Annotated in this window: 25 protein-coding genes; 14 read left to right on the top strand and 11 right to left on the bottom strand. The window is 62.7% G+C overall.

What is annotated here, in order from left to right; all coding sequences use genetic code 11:
• Positions 1-2: 2 nt before the first annotated feature.
• The 4 genes from prmC to AC07Y9_RS19770 all read left to right on the top strand — a co-directional run bounded on the left by prmC (position 3) and on the right by AC07Y9_RS19770 (position 3,001).
• Complete coding sequence (gene prmC / locus AC07Y9_RS19785; RefSeq protein ID WP_102679652.1) at positions 3-833, top strand: peptide chain release factor N(5)-glutamine methyltransferase; 831 nt, start codon at positions 3-5, stop codon at positions 831-833.
• Positions 827-1,582: a molybdopterin-synthase adenylyltransferase MoeB gene (locus AC07Y9_RS19780; protein WP_102679651.1), complete on the top strand. Its 756-nt coding sequence runs from the start codon at positions 827-829 to the stop codon at positions 1,580-1,582. The genes prmC and AC07Y9_RS19780 overlap by 7 nt, the downstream gene beginning before the upstream one ends.
• Positions 1,575-2,366 (top strand): glutamate racemase, encoded by a 792-nt coding sequence (murI, locus tag AC07Y9_RS19775; protein ID WP_101339076.1) that lies wholly within the window; start codon positions 1,575-1,577, stop codon positions 2,364-2,366. The genes AC07Y9_RS19780 and murI overlap by 8 nt, the downstream gene beginning before the upstream one ends.
• A gap of 116 nt (positions 2,367-2,482) precedes the next feature.
• Complete coding sequence (locus AC07Y9_RS19770) at positions 2,483-3,001, top strand: acyloxyacyl hydrolase (protein WP_007928361.1); 519 nt, start codon at positions 2,483-2,485, stop codon at positions 2,999-3,001.
• A 7-nt stretch (positions 3,002-3,008) separates the two neighbouring features.
• Here the strand turns inward: AC07Y9_RS19770 and AC07Y9_RS19765 are convergent, their stop codons facing one another.
• The 5 genes from AC07Y9_RS19765 to AC07Y9_RS19745 all read right to left on the bottom strand — a co-directional run bounded on the left by AC07Y9_RS19765 (position 3,009) and on the right by AC07Y9_RS19745 (position 8,023).
• Positions 3,009-3,314 carry a YkgJ family cysteine cluster protein gene (locus AC07Y9_RS19765; protein WP_023967381.1) on the bottom strand — a complete coding sequence of 102 codons (306 nt, stop codon included), beginning with the start codon at positions 3,312-3,314 and terminating at the stop codon, positions 3,009-3,011.
• Positions 3,315-3,378: 64 nt separating this feature from the next.
• Positions 3,379-4,824: a deoxyribodipyrimidine photo-lyase gene (gene phrB, locus AC07Y9_RS19760; RefSeq protein ID WP_102679650.1), complete on the bottom strand. Its 1,446-nt coding sequence runs from the start codon at positions 4,822-4,824 to the stop codon at positions 3,379-3,381.
• Positions 4,825-4,837: 13 nt separating this feature from the next.
• Complete coding sequence (locus AC07Y9_RS19755; protein WP_102679649.1) at positions 4,838-5,773, bottom strand: MerR family transcriptional regulator; 936 nt, start codon at positions 5,771-5,773, stop codon at positions 4,838-4,840.
• Between the two features lie 3 nt (positions 5,774-5,776).
• Positions 5,777-6,745: a YbgA family protein gene (locus tag AC07Y9_RS19750; RefSeq protein ID WP_102679648.1), complete on the bottom strand. Its 969-nt coding sequence runs from the start codon at positions 6,743-6,745 to the stop codon at positions 5,777-5,779.
• 294 nt (positions 6,746-7,039) lie between these two features.
• Positions 7,040-8,023 carry an NAD(P)/FAD-dependent oxidoreductase gene (locus tag AC07Y9_RS19745; protein ID WP_102679647.1) on the bottom strand — a complete coding sequence of 328 codons (984 nt, stop codon included), beginning with the start codon at positions 8,021-8,023 and terminating at the stop codon, positions 7,040-7,042.
• Between the two features lie 196 nt (positions 8,024-8,219).
• Between AC07Y9_RS19745 and AC07Y9_RS19740 the strand changes: the two genes are divergently transcribed.
• Complete coding sequence (locus AC07Y9_RS19740) at positions 8,220-9,122, top strand: TIGR01777 family oxidoreductase (protein ID WP_101339072.1); 903 nt, start codon at positions 8,220-8,222, stop codon at positions 9,120-9,122.
• 13 nt (positions 9,123-9,135) lie between these two features.
• Positions 9,136-10,152 (top strand): ferrochelatase, encoded by a 1,017-nt coding sequence (hemH, locus tag AC07Y9_RS19735; protein WP_102679646.1) that lies wholly within the window; start codon positions 9,136-9,138, stop codon positions 10,150-10,152.
• 88 nt (positions 10,153-10,240) lie between these two features.
• On the opposite strand, the gene AC07Y9_RS19730 is transcribed toward hemH, so the two are convergent.
• Complete coding sequence (locus AC07Y9_RS19730; protein WP_053262590.1) at positions 10,241-11,515, bottom strand: uracil-xanthine permease family protein; 1,275 nt, start codon at positions 11,513-11,515, stop codon at positions 10,241-10,243.
• Positions 11,516-11,517: 2 nt separating this feature from the next.
• Positions 11,518-12,156: a uracil phosphoribosyltransferase gene (gene upp, locus AC07Y9_RS19725; protein WP_007928379.1), complete on the bottom strand. Its 639-nt coding sequence runs from the start codon at positions 12,154-12,156 to the stop codon at positions 11,518-11,520.
• A gap of 166 nt (positions 12,157-12,322) precedes the next feature.
• Here upp and AC07Y9_RS19720 point away from each other — a divergent pair, with 166 nt between their 5' ends.
• The 4 genes from AC07Y9_RS19720 to AC07Y9_RS19705 all read left to right on the top strand — a co-directional run bounded on the left by AC07Y9_RS19720 (position 12,323) and on the right by AC07Y9_RS19705 (position 14,282).
• The gene (locus AC07Y9_RS19720) at positions 12,323-12,880 is read left to right on the top strand and encodes a hypoxanthine-guanine phosphoribosyltransferase (protein ID WP_007928381.1); all 558 of its coding nucleotides are present in this window, start codon (positions 12,323-12,325) and stop codon (positions 12,878-12,880) included.
• Between the two features lie 3 nt (positions 12,881-12,883).
• Positions 12,884-13,357: a WbuC family cupin fold metalloprotein gene (locus AC07Y9_RS19715; protein WP_102679645.1), complete on the top strand. Its 474-nt coding sequence runs from the start codon at positions 12,884-12,886 to the stop codon at positions 13,355-13,357.
• Between the two features lie 88 nt (positions 13,358-13,445).
• A complete protein-coding gene (locus AC07Y9_RS19710; protein ID WP_087092026.1) occupies positions 13,446-13,931 on the top strand; it encodes a hypothetical protein in 486 nt (161 codons plus the stop codon).
• Positions 13,932-13,994: 63 nt separating this feature from the next.
• Positions 13,995-14,282 carry a PA4642 family protein gene (locus AC07Y9_RS19705; RefSeq protein WP_102679644.1) on the top strand — a complete coding sequence of 96 codons (288 nt, stop codon included), beginning with the start codon at positions 13,995-13,997 and terminating at the stop codon, positions 14,280-14,282.
• Positions 14,283-14,373: 91 nt separating this feature from the next.
• Here the strand turns inward: AC07Y9_RS19705 and mqo are convergent, their stop codons facing one another.
• The gene (gene mqo / locus AC07Y9_RS19700) at positions 14,374-15,885 is read right to left on the bottom strand and encodes a malate dehydrogenase (quinone) (protein WP_087092025.1); all 1,512 of its coding nucleotides are present in this window, start codon (positions 15,883-15,885) and stop codon (positions 14,374-14,376) included.
• 733 nt (positions 15,886-16,618) lie between these two features.
• Complete coding sequence (locus AC07Y9_RS19695; RefSeq protein WP_102679643.1) at positions 16,619-16,852, bottom strand: hypothetical protein; 234 nt, start codon at positions 16,850-16,852, stop codon at positions 16,619-16,621.
• 206 nt (positions 16,853-17,058) lie between these two features.
• Between AC07Y9_RS19695 and AC07Y9_RS19690 the strand changes: the two genes are divergently transcribed.
• Positions 17,059-17,643, top strand: a complete 585-nt coding sequence (locus tag AC07Y9_RS19690; RefSeq protein WP_009045547.1) for a YajG family lipoprotein — start codon at positions 17,059-17,061, stop codon at positions 17,641-17,643.
• A 147-nt stretch (positions 17,644-17,790) separates the two neighbouring features.
• On the opposite strand, the gene AC07Y9_RS19685 is transcribed toward AC07Y9_RS19690, so the two are convergent.
• Positions 17,791-17,997, bottom strand: coding sequence for a hypothetical protein (locus tag AC07Y9_RS19685; protein ID WP_007928392.1), 207 nt, complete (start codon positions 17,995-17,997; stop codon positions 17,791-17,793).
• 187 nt (positions 17,998-18,184) lie between these two features.
• Here AC07Y9_RS19685 and AC07Y9_RS19680 point away from each other — a divergent pair, with 187 nt between their 5' ends.
• Positions 18,185-18,472 carry a hypothetical protein gene (locus AC07Y9_RS19680; protein WP_009045546.1) on the top strand — a complete coding sequence of 96 codons (288 nt, stop codon included), beginning with the start codon at positions 18,185-18,187 and terminating at the stop codon, positions 18,470-18,472.
• 96 nt (positions 18,473-18,568) lie between these two features.
• Here the strand turns inward: AC07Y9_RS19680 and AC07Y9_RS19675 are convergent, their stop codons facing one another.
• The gene (locus AC07Y9_RS19675) at positions 18,569-19,735 is read right to left on the bottom strand and encodes a 1-acyl-sn-glycerol-3-phosphate acyltransferase (RefSeq protein ID WP_007928394.1); all 1,167 of its coding nucleotides are present in this window, start codon (positions 19,733-19,735) and stop codon (positions 18,569-18,571) included.
• 142 nt (positions 19,736-19,877) lie between these two features.
• Between AC07Y9_RS19675 and AC07Y9_RS19670 the strand changes: the two genes are divergently transcribed.
• A complete protein-coding gene (locus AC07Y9_RS19670) occupies positions 19,878-20,060 on the top strand; it encodes a CPXCG motif-containing cysteine-rich protein (RefSeq protein ID WP_007928395.1) in 183 nt (60 codons plus the stop codon).
• Positions 20,061-20,072: 12 nt separating this feature from the next.
• Positions 20,073-20,333 (top strand): putative signal transducing protein, encoded by a 261-nt coding sequence (locus tag AC07Y9_RS19665; RefSeq protein ID WP_007928396.1) that lies wholly within the window; start codon positions 20,073-20,075, stop codon positions 20,331-20,333.
• Positions 20,334-20,365 lie beyond the last annotated feature (32 nt).

The raw sequence follows: 20,365 nt of genomic DNA, 5'->3' as shown, positions 1-20,365 counted from the left end.
AAATGACCATCATCGCCAGCCTGTTGCGCGCCGCCCAATTGCCCGATTCGCCCACGGCCCGCCTGGATGCCGAGTTACTGCTGGCCGCTGCCCTGGGCAAGCCGCGGAGCTTCCTGCACACCTGGCCCGAGCGGATCGTGCCCAGCGAAGCGGCGTTGACCTTCTCCAGTTACCTGCAGCGGCGCCGTTCCGGCGAACCGGTGGCTTATATCCTTGGCCAGCAGGGCTTCTGGAAGCTCGACCTGGAAGTGGCGCCACACACCCTGATTCCGCGCCCCGACACCGAATTGCTGGTGGAGGCGGCGCTGGAACTGTTGCCCGCCACCCCGGCCAGAGTGCTCGACCTGGGCACCGGCAGCGGCGCCATCGCCCTGGCCCTGGCCAGCGAGCGCCCGGCGTGGCGGGTCACCGCGGTCGACCGGGTGCTGGAAGCCGTGGCCCTGGCGGAGCGCAACCGCCAGCGCCTGCAACTGGACAATGTCACGGTGCTGAGTAGCCATTGGTTCAGCGCCCTCCCAGGCGAGCATTATCAGCTGATCATCAGCAACCCGCCCTATATCGCCGACGCCGACCCGCACCTGGCGGCCGGCGATGTACGTTTCGAGCCGGAGAGCGCCCTGGTCGCGGGCAAGGACGGGCTGGACGACCTGCGCCTGATCATCGCCCAGGCGCCAGAGCATCTCGAGGCTGGCGGCTGGTTGATGCTCGAGCATGGCTACGACCAGGCGCCGGCCGTACGCGACCTGTTACTCAGCCAAGGGTTTGCCGAGGTGCACAGCCGTGTCGACCTGGGCGGTCATGAACGCATCAGCTTAGGAAGCCTGCCGTGCTGAACGATCAGGAATTGTTGCGCTACAGCCGGCAGATTCTGTTGCAGCACGTCGACATCGACGGCCAGTTGCGACTCAAGGCCAGCCGCGTATTGATCGTCGGCCTGGGTGGCCTGGGCGCTCCGGTGGCCTTGTACCTGGCCGCCGCGGGCGTCGGCGAGCTGCACCTGGCCGACTTCGATACGGTCGACCTGACCAACCTGCAACGCCAGATCATTCACGACACCGACAGCGTCGGCCTGAGCAAGGTCGATTCGGCGATGGGGCGCTTGTCCGCGATCAATCCCGAGATCCAGCTGGTGCCCCATCGTGCCGCGCTGGATGCCGACTCCCTGGCGGCCGCGGTCACGGCGGTGGATCTGGTACTCGATTGCACCGACAACTTCTCGACCCGCGAGGCAGTGAATGCCGCCTGTGTCGCCGCCGGCAAGCCGCTGGTCAGCGGCGCGGCGATTCGCCTGGAAGGGCAACTGTCGGTGTTCGACCCACGGCGTCCCGAGAGCCCGTGCTACCACTGCTTATATGGGCACGGCAGCGAAGCCGAACTGACCTGCAGCGAGGCCGGTGTGCTCGGGCCGCTGGTGGGGCTGGTGGGCAGCCTGCAGGCCCTCGAGGCCTTGAAGTTGCTGGTGGGGTTCGGCGAGCCGCTGGTGGGTCGCCTGTTGTTGATCGATGCTCTGGGCACGCGCTTTCGCGAACTGCGGGTCAAGCGCGACCCGGGCTGCAGCGTCTGTGGGGGCCCACATGCGTGAGGCGCCGATCGGTGTCTTCGACTCCGGCGTCGGCGGCCTGTCGGTGCTGGCGGAGATCCAGCAGCGCCTGCCCCATGAATCGCTGCTATATGTAGCCGATTGCGGCAACATTCCCTACGGCGAGAAAACCCCCGAATTCATCCGTCAGCGTTGCAGCCTGGTCGCCGGATTTTTCCGCGAGCAGGGCGCGAAGGCGCTGGTGCTGGCCTGCAACACCGCGACTGTGGCCGCTGTCGCCGACCTGCGTCGGGACTACCCGGACTGGCCTATCATCGGCATGGAGCCCGCGGTCAAGCCGGCTGCCGCCGCCACCCGCAGCGGCGTGGTCGGCGTGCTGGCCACCACCGGTACCTTGCAGAGTGCCAAGTTCGCCGCCTTGCTCGATCGTTTCGCCACCGATATCAAGGTCATTACCCGGCCATGTCCGGGCCTGGTGGAACGGATCGAAGCCGGGGACCTGCACAGCCCCGCGTTGCGCCAACTGCTGCAGGGTTATGTCGAACCGTTGCTGGCGGCCGGCTGCGACACCCTCATCCTCGGCTGCACCCACTATCCGTTTCTCAAGCCGTTGCTCAAGTCGATGATTCCCGAGGACATCAGCCTGATCGATACCGGGGCCGCGGTTGCCCGCCAGTTGGAGCGCCTGCTTGGCGAGCGCGAGCTGTTGGCTGCGGGGCCTGCACGCCAGGCCCGGTTCTGGACCAGTGGCGATCCGTGTCACTTCAGACATATTCTGCCGTTGCTCTGGAAAGAGGCGGGAGCGGTGCAAAGCTTCGCTTTATAAAAAAATCCTGCAGAAGCGCTGATTTGCGCTGAACTTCTGTTCAAGCGCAGATTTCTATTAACGTGTCTGCGGAATCTGTACAACACCATACAAATCGTTTGAAAAGGATGTTCCTGATGAGACGAATGTTTTGTTTGGCCGCGCTTGCGGCCGCGCTGTTGGGGCAAAGTTTTTCGGCACAGGCGGCCGGCGTCGAGTTTTCGGTGGGGCAGACCGGCGATTCGACCCAGACCTATCGCCTGGGCATGCAATTCGATTGGGACAAAAGCTGGCTGCAAAGCGATGTCGGTCGCCTGACCGGCTACTGGAGCGGCGCCTATACCTTCTGGGATGGCGACGAGAAGTCCAGCAACCACAGCCTGTCGTTCTCGCCGGTGCTGGTGTACGAATTTGCCGGGCAGAACATCAAGCCTTACATCGAGGCGGGGATCGGCGTGGCGGTGTTCGCCAACACCGAGGTGGAGGATAACAAGCTCGGTTCGGCGTTCCAGTTCGAGGACCGCTTCGGTTTCGGCCTGCGTTTCAACGGCGGGCATGAAGTCGGTCTCCGTGCCACGCACTATTCCAACGCCGGCATCGCGACGCCCAACGACGGTGTAGAGAGCTACTCGCTGCATTACACCATGCCGTTGTAAGACCCTTTCAGCGATACGCCGTGGCGATGCCGCGGCGTTCGTTGAGGCAGTCCACTTCCCCCATTTCGAACTCCCGGCAGATCAGTGGCCGTTGTTCGTAGATGCTGCACAGCATGCTGTTGCGATCCAGCGCGGCACACCAACCATCATCCAGTCGCAACATGACTTCGCCGCCCCAGTCGTCGGTGTCGATAAAACGTTCGGGCACCCCGGTTTCGGTGATCAGCATCACTTCCAGTTGGCAGCAGCAGGCCGCGCAGCTCGAGCAGGTGACCGCCGTTTCGGCGATCTGGGTGACAGGAATAGTGGTCATAGGCGCGCAGTGTAAGGCAGTGGCCGCAGGCTGTGTGAAACCACTGACGGACGCTTGCCGCCCCTTACTCCCGATACTCCTCGGCCGCCACCCGTGACGGCAGGTTCTTGAAGGCCGCCAGGGCGCGCTCGCGGGACATCGACAGATCGACCATCGGCGGCGGGTAATCGGCCACGCCGAACAGGCCGCCCATGGCGGCCGGGTTGTGGATATCTTTTGCATTCAACCCCGCCAGCTCTGGCAGCCAGTGCTTGATGAAAGCCCCTTGGCTGTCGAACCTCTGCGACTGGCTCAAGGGGTTGAAGATGCGGAAGTAGGGCGCCGAATCGGTGCCGGTGGATGAACTCCATTGCCAGCCACCGTTATTCGCCGCGAGGTCGCCGTCGATCAGGTGGCGCATGAAAAAGCGCTCGCCCTGGCGCCAGTCGATCAGCAGGTTCTTGGTCAGGAACATCGCCACGATCATCCGCAAACGGTTGTGCATCCAGCCGGTTTCCAGCAACTGGCGCATGGCTGCATCGATGATCGGCAGGCCGGTGCGGGCCTGCTGCCAGGCCGCCAGCTCCTCGGGGGCATCGCGCCAGGCCACGGCTTCGGTTTCCGGGCGGAAGGCTCGGTGCCGGGACACCCGCGGATAACCCACCAGGATGTGTTTGTAGAACTCGCGCCAGAGCAGTTCGTTGATCCAGGTGACGGCGCCGGGGCTACCGCTGGCGAACTCGCCCCGGTTGTTTTGCAGCGCCGCGTGCAGGCATTGGCGCGGCGACAGCACGCCGGCGGCGAGGTAGGGCGAAAGCTGGCTGGTGCCGGGCCTGGCCGGGAAGTCGCGCTCGGCCTGGTAGTGGTCGAGCTGCGTCTCGGCAAAGCGCGCCAGGCGTTGTTGCGCCGCGGTTTCACCGGCCGGCCAGAGTGCTTGCAGGTGCGGGCCGGGTGTGGGGAAGCCCTCGATCTGCCGGGGCAGCGCATCGGCCTTTATCCTCAGCGCGGCTTGCGCCCTGGGAGCCGCCAGCTGTGGCGGCAAGGCGCTGTGCAGCCGGTTGTAGCAGACCTTGCGAAACTGGCTGAAGACCTGGAAGTAGCCGCCGCTCCTGGTCAGCACACTGCCGGGCCGGAACAGCAGTTGGTCGAGGTAACTGTGGAAGCCCACGCCCTGGCTCTTCAGCAGGCTGGCCACTGCCGTATCGCGGCGACTCTCGTGAATGCCGTATTCCTCATTGACGTGCAGAGCCTCGATGGCCAGTTCCCGACACAGCTGCAACAGCACCTGGGGGGCCTGCTCCCAGCTCGGCGCTTGGCGGATCAGCAGCGGGATATTCAGCCGCGCCAGGTCGCCGCTCAACTGCTCAAGGTTACGCAGCCAGAAGTCGACCTTGCACGGCGCATTGTCATGCGCCTGCCATTGCCGCGGACTCAGCAGGTACAGGGCCACGGTCGGCCCGCGCTGGGTCGCGGCGCTCAGCGCGGTGTTGTCATGCAGGCGCAGGTCGCTGCGTAGCCAGATCAGTTGCATGGGAATTCCTGCATTAGAGAAGCCCTAACCCGGTCAGGGCCTGGTGCGCCGAGAGCGGGTCTGCGGCGAGGTGCAGATTGGCGATCTCGGTAGTGCAGATGGCCAGTTCGGCGTGGTGGATGCTCACTGCTGGGCCGACGATGAGTACCGGGCGGTCGAGGCCGCCGAGCAGGCGTGGCAGTTGCCGCAGGTTGATCGACTGGCTCGAGTACAGCAGCACGCCCCGCGCTTTCAGGTGTTCGGCGGCCAGGGCCAGTTCACCGGGGGGCAGCGGCCAGTCGAAGACTTCCACCGGGCAGTCGGCATTGCTGATCAGCCAGGCACAGAGCCACAGGTGCGGCTCCAGCGGCAGGTCCGAGTGATTGATCAGCAGCAGCGGGGCGCCTTGCAACTGGCGATTGTTGTGATAGACCCGCACCGCGAATTTGCTGCGCAGCCAGGAATGGAAAAACACCCGCTCCATCCGCATGCCGAAGCGGCCCTGCCAGCGCTGTTCGAGTTCGCCCAGCAGCGGTAGCAGCAGGTGCTCGCACAAGGTTCGTGGCGGATAGAGCGCCATGGCCTGGTTGAAGCTTTCGTCGACCTGGCGCTCGGCCAGTTGGCTGATGGCCTGGACCAGGTGCTGGCGTTGCAGGTGCCAGTCGTTATGGGCCGGTTCGCTGGGCGCCGGCTCGGCGTCCAGCAGGTGCTTGACCTGGCTGACCGCCACCCCGCGATCGAGCCAGGTCAGGATCTTCAGGATGCGCTGCACGTGTTCGTTGGAAAACAGCCGGTGACCCTTGGCGGTGCGTTGCGGCACGATCAGCCCGTAACGACGTTCCCAGGCGCGCAGGGTGACGGCGTTGACCCCGGTCTGGCGGGTCACCTCGCGAATCGGCAACCAGCCTTGCTCATGGGCGCCATCGGATTCGCTGGCGGATGCATCCGGGTCGAGCCTCGAGTCGTTCATGGTTCAGAGCGCGTTGCGCAGGCTGAGGCTTTCCGGGTGGGGCTGCAGGTACGCCTGTTGCGCGATGTAGGGATCGGGGTGCCGGCGCAGGTGATGCTTGAGCAGGGTCAGCGGCACCACCAGCGGCACGATGCCATGGCGGTACTGGGTGATGAGGTGCTGTATTTCCTGTTTGTCGTCGCGGCTGATGGCTTGCTTGAGATAGCCGCTGATGTGTTGCAGCACGTTGCTGTGGGTACGGCGAGTGGCGCACTTTTTCAGGGCCGCCATCAACTGGCTGAAATAACGTGGGCCGATGTGCGCCGGGTCGCTTTGGCCCATGCTGCCCAGCAGATTGCCGAGGGCCTTGTATTGCTCCGGGTTGTGGGCCATCAGCAGGTATTTGTAGCGCGCGTGAAAGTCGGTCAGGCGGCGACGGCTCAGGCCCTGCCTGAGCACGTCCTGCCAGGCGCTGTAGGCGAATACCCGGGTCAGGAAGTTTTCCCGCAGCACCGGATCCTTGAGCCGGCCGTCTTCCTCCACCGGCAGGTCCGGATGGCGGCTGCAGAAAGCCTGGGCATGGATGCCGCGTCCGCTGAGCTCGGCGGGGCGGCCTTGGTCCTGGTAGACCTTGACCCGCTCCAGGCCGCAGGACGGAGATTTTTGCATGAAGATGTAGCCGCAGAGGTTGTCCAGTTCAGCGGCCATGCGCTGGCCGTAATCCGTGAGTGCCCGGGTGACATCCATGGTTTGGTCGACGCTGCCAACGGCCCGCGGTTGCCGCGGATCGCCCATCAGGCGGATCGGTTCGCGGGGTGTACCCAGGCCAATGGCGACTTCCGGGCACAGCGGGACAAACTCGAAAAACTCAGCGAGGGCCTGGCTGCACAGGCGCGATTCCTTGTGCCCGCCGTTGTAGCGCACAGGCGCCCCCAGCAGGCAGGCGCTGATGGCGATTCTCGGCTTGTCGGCCTGGGTTGGATTGTCGGGCATGTGAGAGGCTCCGGGTTTCATGTACAAAAATAAGACCTTGTACAACTTTGCCTCATCATAGGATCAAAGGTGTGCAAGTCAAATATTTTGTACAGGTTTGCGCCGCGGAGCCTTTCGGGTCATTTCCTGATCATCTGTCGTGCGATTGCCGGCTGGCTAACGCATGAGATTGTGGCGCGCGTTTTTCTTCGTCTCGGAACAATCCGATCAGCAGAAGGGTGTTTCGGGTTTTGGAGCGGAGGAGACAGGCTGCTGTCCATGGCGACAGCAGCAAGGTTACGCGGGGTGATGCGCTTACAGGTTTTCGTGCAACCGGCGGGCGGCCTCCTGCCCGCTGAGCCAGGCTCCTTCGACGCGACCGGACAGGCACCAGTCGCCGCACACATAGAGCCCCAGGTCGACATCCGCCAGGGCTCCCCACTCATGGCTGCTGGCCGGGCGAGCGTAGAGCCAGCGGTGGGCGAGGCTGAAGGTCGGGGCGGGCATGGCGCTGTGCAGCAGTTCGGCAAATGCGCCGTGCAGCTGTTCGATCACTGCTTCTTTCGGCAGATCGATGTGCTGGCGGCTCCAGGTGCTGCTGGCATGCAGGACCCAGGTGTCGAGGCTGTTGTCGCGCCCTGGCTTGCTGCGGTTGCGGGCCAGCCAGTCCAGCGGGCTGTCCTGTACGAAGCAGCCTTCCACCGGGGTTTCCAGCGCGGTCTCGAATGCCAGGGCGACAGCCCAGGTCGGGTCCATTTTCACCCCGGCGGCGGCACTCGCCAGTTTCGGTGCGGCGGCCAGCAGGGCGGTGGCCTGGGGGGCCGGCGTGGCGATGATCACGTGGCTGAACGGACCATGGGTGAAACCTTCGGCATCCTGCAGGTGCCAATGCTGTTCGCCGCGGTAGACCTCGGTGATGCGGCAGGCGAAATGCACCTCCGTTTCGCCCAGCAGGCCACGGGTAATGGCACTCATGCGTGGGGTGCCGACCCAGCGGGTCTGTTCGTCCGGCGACGGGGTGAGCTGGCCGCCATGGAAGTTGTACAGCTGCGGCGCCCATTCGGCGGCCCAGCCATTGGTTTGCCAGCGCTGGACTTCGGTGACGAAGCGCCGGTCGCGGGCGGTGAAATATTGCGCGCCCATGTCCAGCGCGCCGGCGTCGCTGCGTTTGCTGGACATACGCCCGCCGCTGCCGCGGCTCTTGTCGAAGAGTTGCACGACATGCCCGGCGTCTCTCAGCGCCTGGGTGGCGGAGAGTCCGGCGATGCCGGTACCAATGATTGCGATGGGTACGGTCATAGGGGCCTCGTTTACCTTTCTGTGCAGACTACGCCGTCGTTAAAATCTGTACAATTTTGTTTTTTGGTATAACTTTCGGCGTTATCGGTTTTACAGGGTGTCCTATTGTTAAACACAGAGCCTGCCCGATTGAAAAGATCCCTGCTTATAAAAATAGACTAGGGATGCGGGTAAAACGCCACGCGAGGAAGATGTCATGCACATATTGCTGACCGGCGGTACTGGTTTGATAGGACGTCAGCTCTGCCGTCACTGGTTGACCCAGGGCCATCAGTTGACCGTATGGAGTCGTCGGCCCACCGAGGTGCCCAAACTCTGCGGCGCTCAGGTTCGCGGCATCGCCCGCCTGGACGAACTCGCAGAGGAACCGGTCGACGCCATCATCAACCTGGCGGGAGCACCGATCGCCGATCGACCCTGGACTCACAAGCGCAAGGCGTTGCTCTGGAGCAGCCGCATTACCCTGACGGAAAAGCTGCTGGCCTGGCTGGAAAGCCGGGGGCAGAAGCCCGGGTTGCTGATCTCCGGGTCGGCCGTGGGCTGGTATGGCGATGGCGGGGAGCGCGAGCTGAACGAGGATTCGCCCCCGGTCAGTGAGGATTTCGCCAGCCAGTTGTGTATCGCCTGGGAGGAGACCGCGCAGCGTGCCGAGGCCATGGGCCTGCGTGTGGTGCTGATTCGCACGGGCCTGGTGCTGGCGGCCGAGGGCGGCTTTTTGTCGCGCCTGCTGCTGCCCTTCAAACTGGCGCTGGGCGGGCCGATCGGCAACGGTCGGCAGTGGATGCCGTGGATTCATATCAAGGATCAAATCGCCCTGATTGATTTTCTTCTGCACCGCAGTGATGCCAGCGGTCCTTATAATGCCTGCGCGCCCAAGCCGGTGCGCAATCGCGAGTTCGCCAAGACCCTGGGCAGCGTCTTGCACCGGCCGGCGGTAGTGCCGGTGCCGGCCTTTGTCTTGCGTGTCGGCCTGGGGGAATTGTCGTTGCTGCTGCTGGGTGGTCAGCGCGCGGTTCCCGCGCGGTTGCAGGCCGCCGGATTCACTTTCCAGTTCACTGATTTGCGTGCGGCCCTGGACGACCTGTCCAGCCGCCTCTGAAATAGGACGTTGCATGACCGATCACGCGTTGCTCCTGGTCAACCTGGGTTCGCCGGCCTCCACCTCGGTGGCGGATGTGCGCAGCTACCTCAATCAATTCCTGATGGACCCTTACGTGATCGATCTGCCGTGGCTGGTTCGGCGGCTGCTGGTGTCGCTGATCCTGATCAAGCGTCCGGAGCAATCGGCCCATGCCTACGCGTCGATCTGGTGGGAGCAGGGTTCGCCGCTGGTGGTGCTCAGCCGCCGCTTGCAGGAAGCCATGACGCGGGAGTGGAAGCACGGCCCGGTGGAACTGGCGATGCGTTATAGCGAGCCGTCCATCGAGTCGGCATTAGTGCGCCTGGTGGCCCAGGGGCAGAAGAAGATCACCCTGGCGCCGCTCTATCCACAATTCGCCGACAGCACCGTGACCACGGTGGTGGAGGAAGCCCGGCGGGTGATTCGGGACAAGAAGCTGGATGTGCAGCTTTCGGTGCTGCAGCCGTTTTACGATCAGCCGGAGTACCTCGACGCGCTGGTGGCCAGTGCCAGGCCGCACCTGCAGCAGGACTTCGATCATCTGCTGCTGAGCTTCCATGGCTTGCCCGAGCGGCACCTGAAAAAGCTCAATCCCGGCCACAGCCTGGAAGGCGATTGCTGCCGCGACGCGACACCCGAGGTGGCCGCGACCTGTTACCGCGGCCAGTGCCTGAGCACGGCCCGGGTATTCGCCGAACGCATGGGGCTGGCGGACGGCAAGTGGTCGGTGTCGTTCCAGTCCCGTCTGGGGCGTGCCAAGTGGATCGAACCCTACACCGAGGCACGCCTGGATGAATTGGCCCGACAGGGGGTGAAGAAGATTCTGGTGATGTGCCCGGCGTTTGTCGCCGACTGCATCGAGACCCTGGAAGAGATCGGTGATCGCGGTCGCGAACAGTTCCGCGAAGCGGGAGGGGAGGAGTTGGTACTGGTGCCGTGCCTGAACGACGACCCGCAATGGGCCAAGGCATTGAACACCTTGTGCGAGCGCGCGCCTTTGGCGTTGTAAACGCATCGCGGGCAAGTCTTGCTCCTACGGCAATACCGTCTGTAGGAGCGAGGCTTGCCCGCGATGGATTTCCGGCTGACGCGGATCCTCAGATCAGCGGTTCCTCAGCCTTCTTGTTCTTCCAGCCATCGTTGCCCGGCAGGATCAGGTTCAGCGCAATCGCGACGACGGCGCACAGGGCGATCCCTTTCAGGCCGAAGTCGTCCGGACCGGTACCGGTACCGATCAACACCCCGCCAATCCCGAACACCAGGGTCACCGAAACGATCACCAGATTGCGGGCTTCGCCCAGGTCGATCTTGTGACGGATCAGGGTGTTCATGCCCACCGCCGCGATCGAGCCGAACAACAGGCAGAGAATCCCGCCCATCACCGGTACCGGAATGCTTTGCAGCAGTGCGCCGAACTTGCCGATAAACGCCAGGCTGATGGCGAAGACCGCCGCCCAGGTCATGATTTTCGGGTTGTAGTTCTTGGTCAGCATGACCGCGCCAGTCACTTCGGCGTAGGTGGTATTGGGCGGACCTCCGAACAGGCCGGCGGCGGTGGTGGCGATGCCGTCACCGAACAGGGTGCGATGCAGGCCGGGCTTCTTCAGGTAATCGCGACCGGTCACGCTGCCGACCGCGATCACCCCACCGATGTGCTCGATGGCGGGTGCCAGGGCCACAGGTACGATGAACAGGATCGCCTGCCAGTTGAACTCCGGCGCGGTGAAGTGCGGCAGGGCCAGCCAGGGCGCCGCGGCGATCTTCGCGGTATCGACCACACCGAAGTAGAACGACAGGGCAAAGCCCACCAGTACCCCGGAGATAATCGGCACCAGGCGGAAGATGCCTTTGCCGAACACCGCGACGATCAGGGTGGTCAGCAGCGCCGGCATCGAGATCATCATCGCCGTCTGGTAATGAATCAGCTCGCTGCCGTCGCCGGCCTTGCCCATCGCCATGTTGGCGGCGATCGGCGCCATGGCCAGGCCGATGGAAATGATCACCGGGCCGATCACCACCGGCGGCAGCAGCCGGTCGATGAAACCGGTGCCCTTGATCTTCACCGCCAGGCCCAGGAAGGTATAAACGAAACCGGCCGCCATCACCCCGCCCATGGTCGCGGCCAGGCCGAACTGGCCCTTGGCGAGAATGATCGGGGTGATGAAGGCAAAGCTGGAGGCCAGGAATACCGGTACCTGGCGCCCGGTCACGAGCTGGAACAACAGAGTCCCGAGACCCGCCGTGAACAGCGCCACGTTGGGGTCGAGACCGGTAATCAGCGGCATCAACACCAACGCGCCAAAGGCCACGAAGAGCATCTGCGCGCCAGACAGCACCTGGCGCCAGAGCGGATCGTTGAACTCATCTCGCATGCTCAGGCGTCCTTCTGCTTGGTGCCGAAGATCTTGTCGCCGGCATCGCCCAGGCCCGGAATGATGTAGCCGTGCTCGTTGAGTTTCTGATCGATGGATGCGGTGTAGATGGTCACGTCCGGGTGCGCTTTCTCGACGGCTTCGATGCCCTCGGGAGCGGCGACCAGCACCATGGCGCGGATGTCCTTGCAGCCAGCCTTTTTCAGCAGGTCGATGGTCGCGACCATGGAGCTGCCGGTGGCGAGCATCGGGTCGATGATCATGGCCAGGCGTTCGTCGATTTCCGGAACCAGTTTTTCCAGGTAGGTGTGCGCCTGCAGGGTTTCCTCGTTGCGGGCCACGCCCACGGCGCTGACCTTGGCGCCCGGGATCAGGCTGAGCACGCCTTCGAGCATGCCGATACCGGCACGCAGGATCGGCACCACGGTAATCTTCTTGCCGGCGATCTTCTCGACCTGGACGGGGCCGCACCAGCCCGGAATCTCATAGGATTCGAGCGGCAAGTCTTTGGTGGCTTCGTACGTCAGCAGGGCACCGACTTCCTGAGCGAGCTCGCGGAAGTTCTTCGTGCTAATGTCGGCGCGGCGCATAAGGCCAAGTTTGTGTCGGATCAGCGGATGGCGGATCTCACGGATGGGCATAGGGAAAGGCTCCGGCGGCGGGCAAAAAAACCGGCCTAGATTAATCTATCCGAGGGTGTTGTCCTATAGACATCTAAGTACGTTAGTCCAGAAACGCTTGATCTGACCGGGCCGGATGCGTACCTTTGCTCGCTTTTCCGAAACTGCCACCCCCCTGGAGAGCGCCATGTCCGCTGATCTCGAGCATATCCGTCAAATCATGCGCGAGGCTGACTGCCTGTACACCGAAGCTGAGGTCGAGGCGGCCATCGCCCGAGTCGGTGCACAAATCAATGAACAACTGGCGGAGCGCAATCCGGTGGTTTTCTGCGTGATGAACGGTGGCCTGATCTTCTCCGGCAAGCTGCTGACCCACCTGAAGTTCCCGCTGGAAGCTTCCTATCTGCACGCCACCCGCTATCGCAACGAAACCAGCGGCGGCGAGCTGTTCTGGAAGTCCAAGCCGGAAGTGTCCTTCATCGACCGTGACGTGCTGATCATCGACGACATCCTCGACGAGGGGCATACCCTGGGCGCGATCATCGACTTCTGCAAACACGCCGGTGCCCGCGCGGTGCACACCGCCGTGCTGATCGACAAGGACCACGACCGCAAGGCTCGTCCCGACCTGAAAGCCGACTACGTCGGCCTGCCCTGCGTGGACCGCTACATCTTCGGTTACGGCATGGACTACAAGGGTTACTGGCGTAACGCTGCCGGCATCTTTGCCGTCAAGGGCATGTAAGCCATGAGCGAGCCGAGCTATCTGGATCAGTCGCTGTTTGCCGAACTGGCCGAAAAAGCCTCGGCCAGCCCCCGTGGTCGCCATCACCACAATTTCCATCAGATGCAAGAGCCTTGTCACCGCATGGCGGTGGGGCTGCAGCCATCCACCTACATCCCGCCCCATCGCCACCTGAGTGACGACAAGGCCGAGACCCTGCTGGTGCTCAAGGGGCGCCTGGGCCTGCTGATTTTCGACGATGCCGGTCAGGTGCTGGGCAAGCGTGTGCTGCAGGCGGGTGGTGATTGCATGGGCGTCGACCTGCCGGTCGGCGTCTACCACGGCCTGGTGGTGCTTGAGCCCGATAGCCTGATGTTCGAATGTAAGGCCGGGCCTTATCGTCCGGTCGGCGAAGGCGAACTGGCCGCTTGGGCGCCCCGCGAAGGCGAGCCGGGTGTGGCTGAATACCAGGCCTGGATGCGCGCCCAGTTCGACTGAGCGCCATCCTCGCGCTTGAGCTGTAGCCGCTGCAAAAAATCTGCGCTGACCCATGCTAGAGTGCCAGGCCTTGTGTCCGGAGCCTGTCATGAGCCTTTTGATTCGCAGTTGCGCGGCCTTTGTTCTGATCCTGAGCCTGCCCCTGGCCGCCGCCCCGGCGCCCATGCACGGGCAGTTCCTGCCTCCTGATGACCTGACCCTGCGTGACGCCGCCCCCGAGCAGCAACAGTTGTTGCAGGTCACCGAATACTCGGTGGTCATCGGCAGCCAGCGCCAATCCAACCAGCAACCGATCCCGGTCACTTCGCCGCTGCTGGTCCGGCTCAAGGGTAAGCCGCTGAACAAGGGCGCGACCATCAGCCAGGTGCTGGTGAATTTCGACGGCGAGAGCAAAAGCCTGAAAAAACCCCAGTTCGACGCCAAGAGCAAGACCCTCACCTTGTTCTATCCATTGGCCCAGTATCGGGTAGTGATGGACCTGTTGCGCAACGACACGGTGTATTGCCAGTTCCTCAGCTACGCCAACGGCCACATCTGGGCCGATCTGCACACCGGCGCCGTACGCTCGCGTTGAGGCCCGATGCGGCCTGGGGGTAAACTGCCTGCCCCGTGAAATGTCTGCGAGCTGGAGTCGGCAATGCGTAAAGATAAGAAACAAGTGATTGGTGACGAGATCGGCGATGCGCAGATCAAACTGTTCCTCGATTTCGAGCCGGCCGATGCCACTTCGCCGTCCCTGCACAAGCTGATCAAGGCCTATCGTGGCCTGCGTATCGACGATTTCGAGCGTTTCCTGGTGTTCTTCGTCGAGGCTGGCTACGACCTGGACGGCAAGGACGAACACGGCAAGGACTTCGTGGCCCTGATCCAGGACCAGCGCAATGCCGCCGGCTACATCGAACTGATCGAAAAAGCCCGCGGCTGAAAACTCACCGCCCCGGCTGTGGTTGTGTTTAAGCGGCGATAAAAAAACGCCCCGTTCTCCAAGAGAGCGGGGCGTTTTTCATGAGCGCGGCTTAAGCGTAGCTTTCGGCTTCGCTGCTCTGCTCGACCAGCTCCAGGCTGACGTTGTTCTCGCTGTTGATCTTGCGGTACAGCGCGGCGTCGGTTTCCAGGGCCTTTTCACGGGCCGGGAAGATTTCCTTGAGCTTAATGGCCCACTCGCCGCTGGCCTTGGCCGGGAAGCAGCGCTCGATCAGTTCCAGCATGATCGAGACGGTCACCGAAGCGCCTGGCGAAGCGCCGAGCAGGGCGGCGAGGGAGCCGTCCTTGGCCGCGACCAGCTCGGTACCAAACTGCAGCACGCCGCCTTTCTTCGGATCCTTCTTGATGATCTGCACCCGCTGGCCGGCCACTTCCAGGCGCCAGTCTTCGGCCTTGGCTTCCGGGTAGAAGCGGCGCAGGGATTCCAGGCGCTGCTCCATGGACTGCATCACTTCGCTGACCAGGTACTTGGTCAGGTCCATGTTGTTCTTGGCCACGGCCAGCATCGGGCCGATGTTGCCGGCGCGAACCGACATCGGCAGGTCCATGAACGAACCGTGCTTGAGGAACTTGGTGGTGAAGCCGGCGTACGGCCCGAACAGCAGGGACTTCTTGCCATCGACCACGCGGGTGTCCAGATGCGGCACGGACATCGGTGGCGAACCGACCGCGGCCTGGCTGTAGACCTTGGCCTGGTGATGCTTGACCACTTCCGGGTTGTCGCAACGTAGCCACTGGCCGCTGATCGGGAAGCCGCCGAAGCCTTTGCTTTCCTCGATGCCCGAAGCCTGCAGCAGCGGCAGTGCCGCGCCACCAGCGCCGAGGAACACGAACTTGGCGTCGACTTCACGAGTGTTGCCGCTGTTGACGTCCTTGATGCTGACGGTCCAGCCGTTGTCCTTGTTGCGTTTCAGGCCGGTCACGCGCTTGCAGTACTTGACCTGGGCATCGGGTGCGCTGGTCAGGTGCTTGAGCAACTGGTTGGTCAGGGCGCCGAAGTTGACGTCGGTGCCGTTGATCACGCGGGTGGCGGCGAGGACTTCGTCAGCCGCGCGGCCCGGCATCATCAGCGGCATCCACTCGGCCATCTTGGTCTTGTCTTCGGTGTATTCCATGTCCGCGAAAGCGTGGTGCTTGCTCAGCACTTCAAAGCGCTTCTTCAGGAAGGACACACCGCTGTCGCCCTGAACGAAGCTCAGGTGCGGCACCGGGCTGATGAAGGACTTGGACGAGCCGAAGGTGCCTTTCTTGGTCAGGTAGGACCAGAACTGCTTCGACACCTCGAACTGGGTATTGATGTGCACGGCTTTCTTGATATCGACGGAACCGTCGGCGGCCTGTGGCGTGTAGTTCAGCTCACAGAGGCCGGCGTGGCCGGTACCGGCGTTGTTCCACGGGTTGGAGCTTTCCGCGGCCCCCGAATCCATCAGCTCGACGACTTCCAGCTTGATCGCGGGGTCGAGCTCCTTGAGCAGTACAGCAAGGGTGGCACTCATGATGCCGGCCCCAACCAATACGACGTCTACTGCTTCGTTATGCGCCATTAACGCGTCTCCAAAATCTGCAGCACCAAATTGACGGCATAGCTGCCAGGAGTAAGGGGCGGTTCACGTTATGCCCCCGGGTCACTCATGGCCAGGATCGCCATGTCCGAATCTTCGCAATTTTTCGCAACTTCGACGGACGCTACCAACCGGGCCTGATCCGCGTATGAACGCATTTCAGGGCAGGGCGGGCAATTCGACTTATGGTCAAGAGTCCGTTTGTGCAACCAAATCCGTAGCGGACAGGCTTCAAGCGCAAGTATCTGAGGCGTGCTCGGTCCTGTGTAATCGGGCTGTTGTAGACGCTAATGGTGCCAGTACAGACGCAAAACTATTCATTTGCTCGCCACACTCTTGTGAAGTTGTGAAAACCCGTTTTTTCACGCTCTTTTGAAGACGTGAACCTCAAAAAAGGGCTGTCCAAGCCTGGCACCGGCCCGAGGGGTGAATGCCGACATGGAGCACGTGGCATTAACGGGCGAACAGCTTAGTGGCCGAGCAATGGCAGCTCTGCAGATGCGCGAAAAGCGGTGGTTTGCAAGATGAACAGCAAGCACGCCGGCTTCACTCGATCTGTGTGGGCGGCTCTCTGTGGGCAATGCGGGGGAGCTGAAGCTGATGCATCAGCGATGCTGCGAGGCCCGATCAGGAGACGTCCTTATAATCGGGGGGAGATTGTAACGAAGAAACGCGCGGAAATGATCCTGTTTAATGACTTTTATTAGTCTTTTGGTCAGGTAGCCATCATCGGTTGTACCCGGGCGCGGGCAATGCGTGGGCTGACGCGGGCGCTGGCGGGTAGCGGCTGGTGCAACCAGTTGAGACGGATTTCCTCGATTTCCACCCAGCCGTCGCCCATTGGCGGCACTTTGCAGTGCTTGAAAGCCTGGCAGCGGCCATGCGGGTCGAGCTTGGCGAAGCTGCGGTATTTCTGGCGCGGAGCGAACAAGGACCAGAGGAAATGCATGGCGATGTACCTGTTGGGCCGTTGCGATGAAGAATGCCGCCTGGGCGTTACATGGCCATGTAACGTCCATGACGGGGAGGTTACAGCAAGCGCCTTGTACCGAACCTGTATGAGAGCTGACTGACTCGCGCCGGGCCGCTGGTTAGCGGCCGCTGACCCCCGCTATACTGCGCGTCTGTCTGTGCCTGATTCCTGGAGAAATGAGCATGTTGCAACGCCTGTTGTTCGGTTTGATCACTGTGACCAGTTTGACGCTGGCTGGTTGCGCCCATAGCCCGCAACAACTCAGCCCGGAACCGAAGCTCACCACTCAGCTCGCGCCGGTCGGCCATGGCCAGCCGGTGGTCGTGAAAGTGGTCGATGGCCGTCCGTCGCCAACCCTGGGTACCCGCGGCGGGCTGTACCCTGAAACCAGCGCGATTACCGTCCAGGGCGCGCAGATCCTGCCGAAGCTGCAGGCCCAGGCCGAAGCCGCGGTACGCCTGCTGGGCTTTACCCCGACTGCCAACGCGCTGAACGCTCCGCAACTGACCGTGACCCTGGCCGAGCTGAAGTATCAGTCGCCCAAGGAAGGCCTGTACGTGACCGAGGCCACCATCGGCGCGACCTTCCGTTCCGATGTGCAGAACGCCAACCGCCGCTACAGCGGTCGCTACGGTGCGTCCCTGGACCAGCGTTTCGGCATGGCGCCGAACCAGGAAACCAATACCAAGCTGGTCAGCGACGTACTCAGCGACGCCTTGACCCGTCTGTTCAAGGATCCGAGCATCGGCCAGATTCTCGGCGAATGATGGTAGCCGCTGCCGCAGGCTCGGGCCGCGTTCGGACGATAAGGCCCGAAGGGCCTTGCTTGACGGCTTCGGCGCTGTACATAAAAAAGCCCGGCTTCCACAGAAGCCGGGCTTTTTATTGGCTGTCGATTTGTTTCGAGTCCGGGCTCACGCCGCCTCGACGTAAAAATCCAGCACGCTGACGCCTGTCAGCAGGTCGGTTTCCGGCAGGTCGGCATGCTGGTGCCCGCCGAGGGCGCAATACACCAGCCAGTGGCGGTCCTGGACGTTGAAGGCCAGGGCGCCGACCAAGGCTTCCTGTTCGTCGCTGGGGGCGATCAGGTAGAGGCGGTCCTGGTTTTCTGCGTGCAGCATGACAAGCTCCGTGTCGGTTTCGAGGGGCGCCAGACTGGCCTGTTTAGATGACGAACGTATGACAGGGCGAATTAACCGGCAGGCGGTTTGTTATCTGTCGGAAAGCCCAGGCAGAAAGTGGGCCTTTGGGTAAAATCCGCGCCGCGAGTCGCCAGGGCTCGTTATCCGGTTTCATTCGAGGTTCGTGATGTCGCTGCAACTGATCTGGTCGCTGTTCAGCGCCCACCCCGCCAAGCTGATCAATATTCTTGCCTTGCTGTTCGCCTTTCCCGGTAGCTGGTTGTTGCACGCCACACGACGTCGTGAGCAGCGTGCGCTGGCCAATCTGGCCGCCCAGGGCCAATCCCGCTCCCAGGATCTGCCGGCGCAGGCGTTGGACGACGCGACCTTGCGCATGAACCGGTTCTTCTACCGCTTCGGTTTTGCCTGCCTGGGGCTGGCGTTGCTGGTGTCCTGGATCAGCACCCGGTTCTGAAAGCCGAGGCCGCTCGCGCGAGCGGCAGCGTTTCCCGGCACACATTGCACAAACGACAACGGCGCCTTCTGGCGCCGTTGTCGTGTGCGGTGAGCGTTATGGCAATGCCAGTCCCGCCTTGACCCGATACTGATTGCGCACCGGTGTCGCATATTGCAGCACCAGGTACGGGCGATGTTCCTCCGGGCAGGCGTCCAGGCGCCGTTGCCACTCTTCCTGGGCCTTGGCCAGTTCGTCCGCCGGGAACACCTGGGCCGCGCTCGGTACCTGCAGCGCCGGGTCGGCATCGCTCCACTGGGCGTAGGCCAGGTAATGCACCGGGAACAGGCGATAACCGCCGAGAATCTGCCGGTCCATCTCCACCGCCAATTGCTTGGTGTCCTCGAACAGCTCGCTGATCGGCGCGGCGAAGTTCACGTGGACCCGGCCCTTATAGCCGGTGATGCCCTTGGCGATGCTGATGTCGTCCTCGCCCGGGGCCTTGGTGTAGCTGCCGGTGGTGGCGCGGATATACAGCTCGCGGGCCTTGGCCTGATCGCAAGGGTCGTATTCGTAGCTGATCGACACCGGGGTCAGGTTCAGCGACTGGATGACCTCGCCGAACGGCTCGTCCTTGCGGCTCATGTGGAACATCTTGAGGATCGCCGACTCGGTACGGTCGTCGCCGTCCTTGGCCCGGCCTTCGGCCTGGGCGATCCAGATCGACGCGCAATCGTTGCGGATCGAGTGGTTGATATAGGCCGACAGCAGCTGGTAGGCGGCCATCTTTTCCCGGCGTCCGGTGATAGAACGGTGCACGATGAAGCTCTTGTTCAGGCGCATCAGGTCGCTGACGAAGGGCTTTTGCAGCAGGTTGTCGCCGATGGCGATGCGCGGGGTCGGCAGCCCGGCGTGGTACACCGCGTAATTGACGAAGGCCGGGTCCATCACGATGTCGCGGTGGTTGGCGATAAACAGGTAGGCGCTGCCGGACTTGAATTGCTCGACCCCGGTGTAGGTCACGCCGTCGGTGGCCCGCTCGATGGTGCGGTCGACGTAGAACTCGACCTTGTCCTGCAGGGTCGCCACCGAAGTGACCGCGGCGAACTCACGGCGCAGCCGATGAGCTATAAGGGGTTTGAGCAGCCAGCCGAAAGCACCGGCAAAGCGCGGGAAGCTGAAGTGGGTGAGGATATCTAGAAACGCCTTGTCGCCGAGCAGTCGAGCCAGCACCGCTGGTACTTCAGTGTCGTCGTAAGGTCGGATGGCATCGAATTCGCCCATCATGCTCTCTTGTTGGAAACGGCTAGGTAAGAAAAGGTTTGGATCGAAAAATAGCCGGGCGCGGTCTGAAAAGTAAGCTCAGATCTCAATAGCCCTGCAAATAGACCGGCGATTATACGCACAAGTCACTCCGGAGGCCGCGATGCTGGAAACCGAGCGCTATCAATGTCCCTACTGTGGTGAAGAGGCCGAGGCTGTACTGGACCTGTCCGGGGGCGATCAGCAGTACATCGAGGATTGTCCGGTCTGTTGTCGGCCCATTGTGTTCACCCTGCAGACCGACGGGCAGGAATGGATGCTCGACGTGCGCAGCGAAAACGAGTGACGGGGGGGCTTTATGCAGCGAATCTACGAACCGGAAAACCTGCTGGAGGCGGAATTGCTCCAGGGCATGCTGGCCAGCGAGGGGGTCGAGGCGCATCTGGTGGGGCGGGATTTGCTTGGCGGTACCGGTGAGTTGCCCATGTTCGGCCTCCTTGGGCTGGCGGTGGATAACGACCAGGCGCAATACGCTCGGGAGCTGATCGCCGCGTACAATGCCGCGCTGCCGATGCCCGGCGACGAGCCGGCCAATCATGCCGGTGTGCTGATCTGTTAGGCTGGCCGCCGATTTTCCGAGAGTTGTTTGCC

The sequence above is a fragment of the Pseudomonas sp. GW456-L12 genome (genome assembly GCF_059424045.1).
The sequence above is the reverse complement of the archived record's forward strand: the minus strand, read 5'-3'. Positions and strand labels throughout refer to the sequence as shown.

Coding starts and splice junctions, on each gene's coding strand:
- prmC (WP_102679652.1), top strand. CDS start 3: ATGACCATCATCGCCAGCCTGTTGCGCGCCGCCCAATTGCCCGATTCG.
- murI (WP_101339076.1), top strand. CDS start 1,575: ATGCGTGAGGCGCCGATCGGTGTCTTCGACTCCGGCGTCGGCGGCCTG.
- AC07Y9_RS19770 (WP_007928361.1), top strand. CDS start 2,483: ATGAGACGAATGTTTTGTTTGGCCGCGCTTGCGGCCGCGCTGTTGGGG.
- AC07Y9_RS19765 (WP_023967381.1), bottom strand. CDS start 3,314: ATGACCACTATTCCTGTCACCCAGATCGCCGAAACGGCGGTCACCTGC.
- phrB (WP_102679650.1), bottom strand. CDS start 4,824: ATGCAACTGATCTGGCTACGCAGCGACCTGCGCCTGCATGACAACACC.
- AC07Y9_RS19755 (WP_102679649.1), bottom strand. CDS start 5,773: ATGAACGACTCGAGGCTCGACCCGGATGCATCCGCCAGCGAATCCGAT.
- AC07Y9_RS19750 (WP_102679648.1), bottom strand. CDS start 6,745: ATGCCCGACAATCCAACCCAGGCCGACAAGCCGAGAATCGCCATCAGC.
- AC07Y9_RS19745 (WP_102679647.1), bottom strand. CDS start 8,023: ATGACCGTACCCATCGCAATCATTGGTACCGGCATCGCCGGACTCTCC.
- AC07Y9_RS19740 (WP_101339072.1), top strand. CDS start 8,220: ATGCACATATTGCTGACCGGCGGTACTGGTTTGATAGGACGTCAGCTC.
- hemH (WP_102679646.1), top strand. CDS start 9,136: ATGACCGATCACGCGTTGCTCCTGGTCAACCTGGGTTCGCCGGCCTCC.
- AC07Y9_RS19730 (WP_053262590.1), bottom strand. CDS start 11,515: ATGCGAGATGAGTTCAACGATCCGCTCTGGCGCCAGGTGCTGTCTGGC.
- upp (WP_007928379.1), bottom strand. CDS start 12,156: ATGCCCATCCGTGAGATCCGCCATCCGCTGATCCGACACAAACTTGGC.
- AC07Y9_RS19720 (WP_007928381.1), top strand. CDS start 12,323: ATGTCCGCTGATCTCGAGCATATCCGTCAAATCATGCGCGAGGCTGAC.
- AC07Y9_RS19715 (WP_102679645.1), top strand. CDS start 12,884: ATGAGCGAGCCGAGCTATCTGGATCAGTCGCTGTTTGCCGAACTGGCC.
- AC07Y9_RS19710 (WP_087092026.1), top strand. CDS start 13,446: ATGAGCCTTTTGATTCGCAGTTGCGCGGCCTTTGTTCTGATCCTGAGC.
- AC07Y9_RS19705 (WP_102679644.1), top strand. CDS start 13,995: ATGCGTAAAGATAAGAAACAAGTGATTGGTGACGAGATCGGCGATGCG.
- mqo (WP_087092025.1), bottom strand. CDS start 15,885: ATGGCGCATAACGAAGCAGTAGACGTCGTATTGGTTGGGGCCGGCATC.
- AC07Y9_RS19695 (WP_102679643.1), bottom strand. CDS start 16,852: ATGCATTTCCTCTGGTCCTTGTTCGCTCCGCGCCAGAAATACCGCAGC.
- AC07Y9_RS19690 (WP_009045547.1), top strand. CDS start 17,059: ATGTTGCAACGCCTGTTGTTCGGTTTGATCACTGTGACCAGTTTGACG.
- AC07Y9_RS19685 (WP_007928392.1), bottom strand. CDS start 17,997: ATGCTGCACGCAGAAAACCAGGACCGCCTCTACCTGATCGCCCCCAGC.
- AC07Y9_RS19680 (WP_009045546.1), top strand. CDS start 18,185: ATGTCGCTGCAACTGATCTGGTCGCTGTTCAGCGCCCACCCCGCCAAG.
- AC07Y9_RS19675 (WP_007928394.1), bottom strand. CDS start 19,735: ATGGGCGAATTCGATGCCATCCGACCTTACGACGACACTGAAGTACCA.
- AC07Y9_RS19670 (WP_007928395.1), top strand. CDS start 19,878: ATGCTGGAAACCGAGCGCTATCAATGTCCCTACTGTGGTGAAGAGGCC.
- AC07Y9_RS19665 (WP_007928396.1), top strand. CDS start 20,073: ATGCAGCGAATCTACGAACCGGAAAACCTGCTGGAGGCGGAATTGCTC.